The sequence below is a fragment of the Streptomyces sp. NPDC046862 genome (genome assembly GCF_040704615.1).
Taxonomy (GTDB): Bacteria; Actinomycetota; Actinomycetes; order Streptomycetales; family Streptomycetaceae; genus Streptomyces.
This window is the reverse complement of the sequence record NZ_JBEYXP010000074.1, coordinates 40,668-51,429: the sequence shown is the minus strand read 5'-3', so window position 1 is coordinate 51,429 and position 10,762 is coordinate 40,668. Positions and strand designations below refer to the sequence as shown.

The following is a 10,762-nucleotide window of genomic DNA, read 5'->3' as shown; positions in this document are numbered from 1 at the left end:
GAGCACCGAGTTCTACTCCTGACCCTGTACTCTCTTTCCCTACCCGTCGCTCTTCCTATCTCACGTGGTGATTGGATAGCTTCGTCCGCCGCGGGCGGGGGCCGTCCCGCCCCGCGCCGAGACTGGCGGCACTCCTGCTGGCGATCGCCCTGCTCCCGCTGGTGCCCGCCACCGCCCAGGCCGCCGACCCGCCGCCGCCCAGCGCCCCTGCCGCCCGCAGCGCGGTGGCGGCCATGCAGCCCGGCTGGAACCTGGGCAACACCTACGACGCCCTCCCCGACGAGACCTCCTGGGGCAACCCGCCCGTGACCAGGGAGCTCCTGAGGAAGGTCAAGTCGCAGGGCTTCAGGAGCATCCGCCTTCCCGTCACGTGGGGCGGTCACCAGGGCGCCGCGCCCGCTTACACGATCGACCCGGCCTGGATGGCGAAGGTGCGGCAGGTCGTCGACTGGGCGCTGGACGAAGACCTGTACGTGATGCTCAACATGCACCACGACTCGTGGATGTGGGTCAACAACCTCTCCACGGACCACGACACCGTCCTCGCCCGCTACACCGCCACCTGGAACCAGATCGCGGCGGAGTTCCGCGACGAGCCGTCCCGGCTGGTGTTCGAAAGCGTCAACGAGCCGACGTTCAGCGGCACTTCGGGCGACGACCAGAACTACCGGCTGCTGGACGAGCTCAACACCGTCTTCCACCGCATCGTCCGGGCGTCCGGCGGGCGCAACACCGACCGGCTGCTCGTCCTGCCCACCCTGTACACCAACGCCGACCAGGGGCGGCTCGACGCGCTGGCCGGCAACCTCACCGCCCTGCGCGATCCCATGGTGGTCACGACCGTCCACTTCTACGGATGGTGGCCGTTCAGCGTGAACATCGCCGGGTACACCCGGTTCGACGCCACCTCGGAGAAGGACCTCACCGAGACCTTCGACCGCGTGTACAACACCTTCGTCGCGCACGGCATCCCGGTGATCATCGGCGAGTACGCCCTGCTCGCCTACGACCACAACCGCCCGGGCATCATCGAGCGGGGCGAGGTGCGCAAGTACTTCGAGTTCCTGGGCAACTACGCCCGCCAACGCAACCTCACCACCATGCTGTGGGACGCCGGCCAGTTCCTGAACCGCAACACCCTCCAGTGGCGGGACCCGGAACTGTTCGCCCAGATCAAGTCGAGCTGGACCACCCGTTCCGGCACCGCCTCCAGCGACCTGGTGTTCCTCCCGAAAACAGGTGCGATCCCGAGCCGGACGCTGACGCTCAACCCGAACGGCACCGACTTCCAGGGGCTGCGGCACGGCTCCCGCAACCTGGTGAAGGGCAGGGACTACACCGTCTCCGGCAGCGGGCTCACGTTGACGTCCGCGGCGCTCACCGAGTTGGCCGGTGACCGGAGTTACGGGGTGAACGCGACGCTGGAGGCCAGGTTCTCCCGCGGCGTCCCGTGGCGGATCGACGTGGTCACGTACGACACCCCGGTCCTTTCCGACGCCTCCGGGACCACCAGCGGCCTGACGATCCCCACCCGGTTCCGGGGCGACATGCTGGCGACCATGGAGGCCAAGTACGACGACGGAAGCAACGCGGGCCCGGCGAGCTGGACTTCGTACCAGCAGTGGGACACCGCGTTCTCGGCGTACACCGGCGACTCCATCAAGCTGACCCCCGACTTCGCCAACTCGCTCAGGGAAGGCTCCCGAGCCACGCTCACCTTCCACTTCTGGAGCGGCTCCTCGGTGACCTACCACGTCACCCGGACAGGTAGCACGGTGACCGGCACGACGGCCTGACGCCGACAGTGCCAGGACTCGAACAGCTCGGCGGGGCCGTCGTTGAAGCGCCTCGACACCCACGCGCCCCCTTCGCATCACCGCCGCGCGGCCGACCAACGACCGGCTTACGGCCGCGCGGCGCCCGGGCCCGTTCTGAGAACTCACCCGTGAAAGCAGCCCACACATGACCACCCACATGAACCGCAGAACCCTGCTCGGCACGGCCGCGGCCCGTGGCCGGTACCGCCGCGATGGCGCCCCTGCTGTCCGCCTGCGGCGGCGGTGAGCGGAGCACCGGCGGAGCCGGCACAAGAAGAGGACTCAAGGCCGCGCTCCCCGCGTACGTGCCCGACAGCTCCGTCAGGCCGGACATCGCGCCGGTGGCCGGCGGCGCCGACATCGCGACCGACCCCGGCTTCCTCACCTACCCGGCCGAACGGCCCCGGACGGTCGACGGTGTCCCGGGCAGGGGAGGCAGCTACACGGCGGTCACTCCGCTGTGGGGCACGATCCCCTCGCCGGACAACTCCTTCTACCAGGCCATGAACACATCCCTGGGCGCAACTTCGTCCAGATCGGTCTGCGCAGTGCGATCACGCCCGACGACGAACTGTTCGCCTGGATGCACGACAACGGGCGGGCCGGACCATCTGTTCTCTCGCTGGACATCGACGTGCTGGATCCGGCCTTCGCGCCCGGCACAGGCACGCCTGAGCCGCCCGGCCTGACCAACCGCGAGCTACTGCCGGCCATCCGCCGGATCTGTCACGAGACGCCCGTCGTGGGCATGGACGTCGTCGAGGTCGCACCCCATCTCGATCCCGGTTGCACCACCACCATGAACGCCCGCCGGGCCATCTTCGAGGCGCTGACCGGAATCGCCATGCGCCGCAGGGGTCTCCCGGGCCCGGCCTACCTGGACCCGACGGTCTCGGGCTCTCCGCCCGGGCAACAGCCATAGTCCCTTCTCAATGAGTTCACTTTGAAGAAGGATGCAGTGCGAGTCGGGAATCCGCTGCCACAGGAGCTCCTCAAGCCTGTTGACACGAGGGCGGTGCATACGAAAATGAAGTCAGTTCAAGTGATGGGAGTCTGGAGGTTCCGGCTCGACCTCTGTCCGGCGCACCGCACCGGGCCGTAGGCCTGGAGGGAACCGGCGGACGCGACGAACGTCAAGGAGGGGCGAGTGCTCATGCAGGATCACCAGTCGGTCGACCTGCTCGTCGTCGGAGCGGGGATGGCAGGCCTGACCGCGGGCGCGAGAGCCGTACGCAACGGGTTGTCCGTCACGGTCGTCGAGATCGGCGAGGACGTCGGGGGCTCCGCGCGCTACGCCGGTTACGCCTGGACCGCCCCGAGCCACGAGGTGATGGAGCGGCACAACCCGGGCGGAGAGGCCTCGCTCAAGCGCGCCCTCGTGGACCGGTTCGCGGAAGGCATCGCATGGATTCGGAGCACGGGAGTCGAGGTCAAGGACGCCCAGCCCATCCTCAGCTTCGGCCAGGGGCACCAGTTCGACACCCATCACTACGTCGACACCTGCCGCCGCATCATCGTCGAGGCGGGTGGCACACTGCTGCTCACCACCGATACCGCGCGGCTCCTCCTGGAGGGCGGGACCGTGACCGGAGCGGAACTCGTCACGGCCGACGGCGCGCGACGGAAGGTGCGCGCCACCTCGACACTCCTCGCCACCGGCGGCTTCCAGGGGGACACGGACCTCCGCAACCAGTTCGTCCACCCCCACGCCGACCGCATGGAGCTGCGTTCCAACCCTCACAGCCGTGGGGCCGGTCACCGCCTGGCGACCGCCGCCGGGGCAGCGACCGGGAGGGCCGAGGCCGGCTTCTACGGGCATCTGATCCCGAGCGGCATCCCGTTCGCGGACCCGTCGGACTTCGTCGATCTGTCCCTTTACTACAGCGAGCACGCGCTGCTGTTCAACCTGCTGGGTGAGCGGTTCACCGACGAGACGCTGGGTGACCACCTGACGGCGATGGCGCTGATGGAACAGCCCGAGAACCGAGGGCTGCTCATCGCCGACGCGCGCGTCTTCCGCGACTGGGTGGTGGGCTCGTACGTGCGCGGGGCGGTCGCCGTCGACAAGTTCGCGCTGGCCGACAAGCGGGGTGGCCGGACCGGTTTCGCCGAGAGCCTCGACGAACTCGACCACCTCCCCGAGGAATGGGGTTACGACGGGCCATCCGTCCGCGCGGCCGTCGAGCGGTTCAACGCCCGGGCGGCGGCGGGTGAGGAACCGGTGCCGGGCCGCCGACTCGACCGGATGCCGCTCGACGAGCCGCCCTACTACGTCATCGAGACGGTGCCCGCCATCACCTTTCCCTTCCACGGAGTCCGCATCGACGACCGGGCCCGGGTGCTGGGCGAGGACGGGCAGCCCGTGGAGGGGCTCCTCGCCGCCGGTTCGGACACCGGAGGCCTGTGGTACCGGGCGTACGCCGGCGGTATCGCGTCAGCCCTCGTGTTCGGGCTCACGGCCGCGGGGAGCGCGACGGTTCGCGCCGTGAGAGCCACGAGAGCCACGCGGCCCGGGGAGGCCCCGCTGTGATCGGCCGCGAGGTACGGCCGATCACGTATCCCCGCGGCGAGGTCCGGGCGTCGGACTTCCGCGTCGTCGAGGCCGGGGTCCGCGAGCCGCGGCCGGGCGAGGTACTGGTCCGGAACACGTGGACGTCCGTCGACGCCGCTCTTCGGCTGCGGCTCCGCGAGGAGGCGCCTCCGGGGTACTTCCCGGCCTTCCCCCTCGATGAGCCGATGGACGGGATCATGACCGTCGGGGAGGTCCTCGAGTCCCGCGCCGACGGGTTCGCCCCCGGTGACACGGTGTGGCACGCCTCGGGATGGCGCGACTACGCGGTCGTCGAGGCGGGAAGGCAGGCGCTAGGCGGTGTCGGTACGCTCACCAGGCTCGACCTGCGCCTCGCACCCCCACAGGCCCATCTCGGCGTGCTCGGCGGCAATGGACTCACCGCCTATGCCGGCCTCTTCCATGTCGCCGGCCTGCGCGTCGGCGACGTGGTCTGGGTCTCCGCCGCGGCCGGCGCTGTGGGCAGTCTCGTCGCACAGATGGCGAAGATCCGCGGGCATCGCGTCATCGGCAGTGCGGGATCCGACGAAAAGGTGCGCCACCTCCGGGAGGAACTCGGCCTGGACGCGGCGTTCAACTACAGGGCGGGCCCCCTCCCCGACCTGCTGCGCGAGGCGGCTCCGGACGGCGTGGACGTGTACTTCGACAACGTCGGGGGCGACCATCTCGAGGCCGCCCTCGGGGCGCTGCGGAGGGCGGGCCGTGTCGCGATCTGCGGCATGATCTCGGAGTACACGGCGGAGGAACCGCCGCAGGGGCCTGGAAACCTCATGCTGGCGGTGACGAAGGGCCTGACGATTCGCGGCTTCCGCGGCAGCGACCACGCCCACTTGCTGCCCGAGATGCGACGGCAGATGGGCGCATGGCTCCGGGACGGCCGACTCCGCTGCCGTGAAACGGTCATCGACGGGCTGGCGCAGGCGCCGGTGGCGCTGGCGGCACTGCTCCGGGGCGACAACACAGGTAAGACACTTGTGCGGATCGATGAGGTCCCGCATCGTGAGAACGCCCTCGGCGCCGCCCGCCACAGAGGATGAACAACAGGTGGCGCCACCTCCGGGCCTCTTACCCTTGATGCGACCCATCATTGAACTGACATGAGTTCAATGATGGACGCAAGGTCGACCACGCCACCCCACCTCCACCACACTCCACTCCTGGACCGGCCACCAACCGCCGACCATCTGCCCTCCCACCTGCACCGTAACCGTAGGGCGGGCACCCCTTTCGCTCGATCGCCCCGCCACGCCGCCTCCACCGCAGGACCTGCACACAGAGCCTGCGCACCCTATTGCCTAACTTAGTTCAGTTTGGTAATTTCCCTGCATTCTCGGCCGTCCGGTCCACCACCGAGCGCGAAGCCGCTCGGTGGTGAGCCGGTTCGGACGGGAGCCGGGTTCAGGCAAGGGAGCCGAGAATGAGATCCGATCCGCGACGGCGCGGGGCTTTGCTCATCCTGCTGTCGATCACCGCACTGCTGCTCGCCGCGTGTGGCGGCGGCAAAGACAACAACGCCGAGTCCAAGGTCGTACCCGCGTCGGCGGGCATGGACGAACTGGTCGCCGCAGCGAAGAAGGAAGGACAGGTCACCGTCTACTCGGCCCAGGACCTGACCGCCCTCAACAACCTCGCGAAGGCCTTCGAAGCCAAGTACCCGGGGATCGACGTCAAGACCGTCCGGGGCGTCGACGGTGACCTCGGAGTGAAGGTCGAGACGGAGTTCAACTCCGGCAAGGGCATCGCCGACATGTATGTCAGCGCGAGCCTGTCCTGGGTGGAGCCGCAGGCCAAGGCCGGACGGTTCCTCGCGCCGACCGGTCCCGAGCTGACCGGCAAGGGCGACTACGACGCCAAGAAATACGTCCACAAGGGCAACTACTTCGAGACCAACTCCGCGGTGCTCACCTTCGGTTGGAACACCAAGCTCTACCCCAAGGGGCTGACCGACTACACGGGCCTTCTGGACCCGAAGCTCTCCGGCGGAAAGATCGGCGTCATCGAGCCGACGGCGCCCTCGATCGTGGACTTCTACCTGTGGCTGGAGGAGAAGTACGGCGCCGACTTCGTGAAGAAGCTGGCCGCCCAGAAGCCGCGGATCTATCCCAGTGCCCTGCCCATGGGCGAGGCGCTGCAGTCCGGCGAGATCGCCGCCGGCAGCTTCGTGGCGCCGATCACGCTCGATCCCGCCAAGAAGAAGGGCGCGCCGGTCGACTACCGCATGCCGCCGAACGGCGCGTGGGGTGCCCGGTACTACGGCATGGTGCTGCAGACCGCTCCGCACCCCAACGCCGCTCAGTTGTTCGCCAACTTCATGGTGACCGCCAAGGGACAGGAACTGATCACGCCGTCGGCCGGCTCGGTGCTGCCCAAGGTCCCCGGGACGGTGATCACCAACGACAAGGTGCGGATTCAGGATCCCGCCAAGCTCACGCCGGATGCCGTGGCCGCGTACCAGAAGAAGTGGAAGTCCCTCTTCCAGTAGGGGCGGTGGGAGGCATCCGCCAGGACCGATGCCACAGCAGCGTGGGCACCCGCGCCCGCAACCCGCACCCGGACCCGCACCCACGCCGACGGGTGCGGGTCCGGGTGCCCACTCACATGATCTTGGATGTAAGGAGTCCCCGTGTCCCACGTGCGCATCGAGGGTCTGACGAAAAGGTTCGCCGGCAAGCCGCCCGCGGTCGCCGTGGACGACCTGTCGCTGGAGATCGAGCCGGGCGAATTCGTCGTTCTGCTCGGCCCGAGCGGCTGTGGGAAGACCACGACCCTGCGCTGTCTGGCCGGTCTGGAGACGCCCGACGAGGGACACATCTCGCTGGGCGACCAGACCGTGCTGGACGTACAGGGGAAGGCCAACCTCCCTCCGAACAAGCGGAACATCGGGATGGTGTTCCAGTCGTACGCGCTGTGGCCGCACATGACCGTGCGCCGCAACATCGGATACCCGCTGAAGACCCGGCGGGTGGCCCGTGAGCAGGCGCGCAGGCGGATCGAGGAGGCGGCGGAGCTCGTCGACTGCGCCGCCCTGCTCGACCGCTATCCGGCACAGCTCAGCGGCGGCCAGCAGCAGCGGGTCGCCCTGGCCCGCGGCCTGGCCGCCCAGCCCGACCTGGTGCTCTTCGACGAGCCGCTGAGCAACCTCGACGCCCGGCTGCGCGACCAGGTGCGCGCCCAGCTCCACGAGCTGCACGCGCGACTGGGCTTCACCGCCGTATTCGTCACCCACGACCAGAGCGAGGCGCTGGCGCTCGGCGACCGACTGGCGATCATGAAAGCGGGACGGATCGAGCAACTCGACTCACCCGAGCGGGTCTTCGAGGAACCGGCCACCGAGTACGTCGCCGGCTTCATCGGCATGTCGAACCGGCTTCCGCTCCGACGCGCGGGCGACGGGTGGTCCCTCGCGGGCGCACCGGGCGCCGACGGCCAAGCGGGTTCGTCGGGCCCGGCAGTGGTGGGCGAGCTCCGGGTGCCCCGCTCGTACAGCGAGATCAACGCCCGGTTGCGCCCCGACGACCTCGAGCTCTGTCCGGCCGACGAGAAACCGCCGGCCCACGGCGTCGGTCTCGCGGCAGAGGTCGTCGACGCGCAGTTCGGCGGGCGTCACATGGACGTGGTCGTGGCGATCGCGGACAGCCGCCTGCATGCCCGGGCACCCCTGACCGGCAAGCCATGGGCGCGGGGGTTGTCGCGCGGACAGTTGGTGACCGCGTGGTTCGCCAGGGACGCGGCCCTCTACTACGACGCCGACGGGGTCCGGACAGCCAAACACGCCCCCGCCGCCGCGGTGGGGGCGTGACGTCATGACCGCACCCGCCGTACCCGCCCCCTCCCCCACGACGGCACCGCCGCCCCCGGCCTCTCCCCGCACGACAGCGCTGACCCTTGCGCGACGCCACCTGCCGCGGCTCGGCGCACTCGTCTTCCTGGCCGGCATCGGCTACCTGGTGATCGCACCGCTGGTGGGCCTGCAGCGGCTGGCCTTCGAGGACGACGCCCGTGGCTACAGCGCCGCCTTCGACGACCCGGACATGGCGAAGACGCTGTGGACGACGGCCGCTCTCGCACTGGGCTCACTCACCATCGCCCTCGTCCTCGGCACGTTCCTGGCCTGGGCTGCGACCCGCCTGCCGCCCCGCCTTCGGCTGCTGCGCGTCCTGCCCGTCCTGCCCATCGTGATCCCGGCCGTCGCGGCGGTGACCGGCTGGGCGTTCCTGTTCTCGCCCCGCCCCGGCTACCTCAACGCGGCTCTGCGCCACCTGCCCTGGTGGCAGCATCTCGACGAGGGCCCCGTCGACATCTACACACTGCCGTGGATCGTGCTCATCACCGGCTTCGGCCTGACCGCCTTCGTCTACCTGTTCGTCAGCGCCGGGTTCGGCAACATCAACGCGGAGCTGATCGAGGCGGCACAGGTCAACGGCTCGTCGGCCGCCGGGGTGTTCTTCCGGGTGACGCTGCCGCTGCTGCGCCCGACCCTGGTGTACGGCGGTTTCGTCGCGCTGCTGCTGGGACTCGGCCAGTTCACGGGCCCGCTGCTGCTCGGCAGGACCAGCGGCATCGACGTCCTCACCACCGACATGTACGCAGCCGTCTCGCAGAGCCCGGTCGACTACGGCAAGGCCGCCGCGATCGGCTCGCCTCTGCTTCTCTTCGGTGTCGCCGTCGTCCTCTTCCAGAAGGTCCTCCTCGGCGACCACAGCCGCTTCGTCACCCACGGCGGCAAGGCCTTCCGGTCCGGTGGGCGGCCGTCCTGGGTGGCGGTCACCGGCATCGTGCTCTACGCCCTGGTGGCGCTCGCACTGCCGTTGGGCGCGCTCGCGGTGGTGTCGCTCTCCCCCTACTGGAGCGGGAAGATCGAACCGAGCGGGTTCACGCTGGGCAACTTCCGGCGCGTGTTCCAGGAGTCGGGGATCACCGACGCGATCGTCAACAGTCTCACCATCTCGGTCATCTCCGTTGCCATCGCGCTCCCGCTCGGCTTCGTCGCCGCCTCGCTGCTGCTCAAGGGGCGCCGGTTCCGCGTCATCCGGGCCGCCGTCGACTTCATCGTGGCGATGCCGCTCGGGATCCCCGCGGTGGTCTTCGGCGCCGGCTTCCTGCTGACGTACAGCCGCGAGCCGTTCATCCTGTACGGCACCCGCACGGTGATCGTCCTCGTCTACGTGACGCTGATGCTGCCCTATGCCACCAGAATGCAGCTGTCCGGAATGGTGTCACTCGGCGACACGTATCTGGAGGCGTCGCGGACCAGCGGTGCGGGCGCGCTGCGGACCAACACCGAGATCGTGCTGCCGCTGCTGCGCCCCACACTCGCGGGTGCCGCGGCACTGATGTTCGTGCTGCTCACCCACGAGTTCACCGCCTCTTTGCTGGTACGGGCACCCACGACACAGGTCATGGGCACCGTCCTGTTCGACTACTGGTCCAACGGCTCCTATCCGCTGGTCGCGGCCATCGCACTCGTCATGACGCTGGTGACGTCGGCGGGCGTCTTCGTGGCCATGTCGGTCGGGGGTTCCGACATCTTCGAGAAGCTGTGAACAGGGGGCTGAGGAGAGGCATGGGCATCGGCTCACTCGACGGCAGGACGGTTCTCGTGACCGGCGCGGGGCAGGGCATCGGACGGGCGATCGCCGTGGAGACGGCGCGACAGGGAGCGGCTGCGGTCGCGGTCGCCGACCTGAACGGCACGACCGCGCAACGGACCGCCGACCTCGTACGGAACGCCGGAGCCGAGGCCGAGGCGATCGTGTGCGACCTGCGCGACCGCGACCACATCGAGGCCATGGTGGCCCGCACGGTGGAACGGTTCGGCGGGCTCGACGTCCTCGTCAACAACGCGGGGGTGATCGAGTCGGCGTTCGTGGACCGTCCGGCGGACCGCGCGGTCGACACGCTCCCCGAGGAGGTCTGGAACGCGGTCTACGAGGTCAACCTCAAGGCTGTCTGGCTGACGACGAAGTTCGCCGCGCCCCATCTGCGGCGCTCCACCCGTGGACCCGCGATCGTCAACACGGCCTCGGTGGCCGGGCTCACCGGCCGCCCCCTGGCACCGATCTACGGTACGACCAAGGCGGCCGTCATCCACCTCACCAAGGTCACCGCCGTCGATCTGGCGCCCGTGCGCTGCAACTGCTTCTGCCCCGGCGTCATCGAAACGCCCCTGGCGCGGGACTTCTTCGAGGCGTCCGGCAAAGGCGACGCCATGGAGAGCGAGTTGACCGCGCCGCAGCTCGTCCGGCGGCTCGGACGGCCGCAGGAGGTGGCGAAGCTCGCCTGTTTCCTGGCCTCCGACGACGCGGCGTTCATCACCGGCGCCTCGTACGTCATCGACGGCGGCGCGCTGGCGTGGCGCGGGGTCAGGGCTTGAGAC

Annotated in this window: 8 protein-coding genes; all 8 read left to right on the top strand. The window is 69.4% G+C overall.

Translation table 11 applies throughout. From position 1 onward, the window contains the following. Window positions 1–71: 71 nt before the first annotated feature. The 8 genes from AB0959_RS47785 (at window position 72) to AB0959_RS47750 (ending at window position 10,759) form a co-directional block, all read left to right on the top strand. Window positions 72–1,796, top strand: a complete 1,725-nt coding sequence (locus AB0959_RS47785; protein ID WP_366833226.1) for a cellulase family glycosylhydrolase — start codon at window positions 72–74, stop codon at window positions 1,794–1,796. Between the two features lie 481 nt (window positions 1,797–2,277). After that, window positions 2,278–2,739, top strand: coding sequence for an arginase family protein (locus tag AB0959_RS47780; protein WP_366833225.1), 462 nt, complete (start codon window positions 2,278–2,280; stop codon window positions 2,737–2,739). Between the two features lie 231 nt (window positions 2,740–2,970). Next, entirely contained in the window at window positions 2,971–4,347 is a 1,377-nt protein-coding gene (locus AB0959_RS47775) for an FAD-binding protein (RefSeq protein WP_366833224.1), read from the top strand. Further along, window positions 4,344–5,423: an NADP-dependent oxidoreductase gene (locus AB0959_RS47770; RefSeq protein WP_366833223.1), complete on the top strand. Its 1,080-nt coding sequence runs from the start codon at window positions 4,344–4,346 to the stop codon at window positions 5,421–5,423. The genes AB0959_RS47775 and AB0959_RS47770 overlap by 4 nt, the downstream gene beginning before the upstream one ends. 380 nt (window positions 5,424–5,803) lie before the next feature. Next, window positions 5,804–6,868 carry an extracellular solute-binding protein gene (locus AB0959_RS47765; RefSeq protein WP_366833222.1) on the top strand — a complete coding sequence of 355 codons (1,065 nt, stop codon included), beginning with the start codon at window positions 5,804–5,806 and terminating at the stop codon, window positions 6,866–6,868. A gap of 141 nt (window positions 6,869–7,009) precedes the next feature. After that, a complete protein-coding gene (locus AB0959_RS47760) occupies window positions 7,010–8,185 on the top strand; it encodes an ABC transporter ATP-binding protein (protein WP_366833221.1) in 1,176 nt (391 codons plus the stop codon). A gap of 4 nt (window positions 8,186–8,189) precedes the next feature. Next, window positions 8,190–9,929, top strand: a complete 1,740-nt coding sequence (locus AB0959_RS47755) for an ABC transporter permease subunit (protein ID WP_366833220.1) — start codon at window positions 8,190–8,192, stop codon at window positions 9,927–9,929. 20 nt (window positions 9,930–9,949) lie between these two features. Next, window positions 9,950–10,759 (top strand): SDR family oxidoreductase, encoded by an 810-nt coding sequence (locus tag AB0959_RS47750; protein WP_366833219.1) that lies wholly within the window; start codon window positions 9,950–9,952, stop codon window positions 10,757–10,759. Window positions 10,760–10,762: the final 3 nt, after the last annotated feature.

Excerpts from the sequence above, each read along its gene's own strand:
- AB0959_RS47775 (WP_366833224.1), top strand. The coding sequence starts at position 2,971 with ATGCAGGATCACCAGTCGGTCGACCTGCTCGTCGTCGGAGCGGGGATG.
- AB0959_RS47765 (WP_366833222.1), top strand. The coding sequence starts at position 5,804 with ATGAGATCCGATCCGCGACGGCGCGGGGCTTTGCTCATCCTGCTGTCG.
- AB0959_RS47755 (WP_366833220.1), top strand. The coding sequence starts at position 8,190 with ATGACCGCACCCGCCGTACCCGCCCCCTCCCCCACGACGGCACCGCCG.
- AB0959_RS47750 (WP_366833219.1), top strand. The coding sequence starts at position 9,950 with ATGGGCATCGGCTCACTCGACGGCAGGACGGTTCTCGTGACCGGCGCG.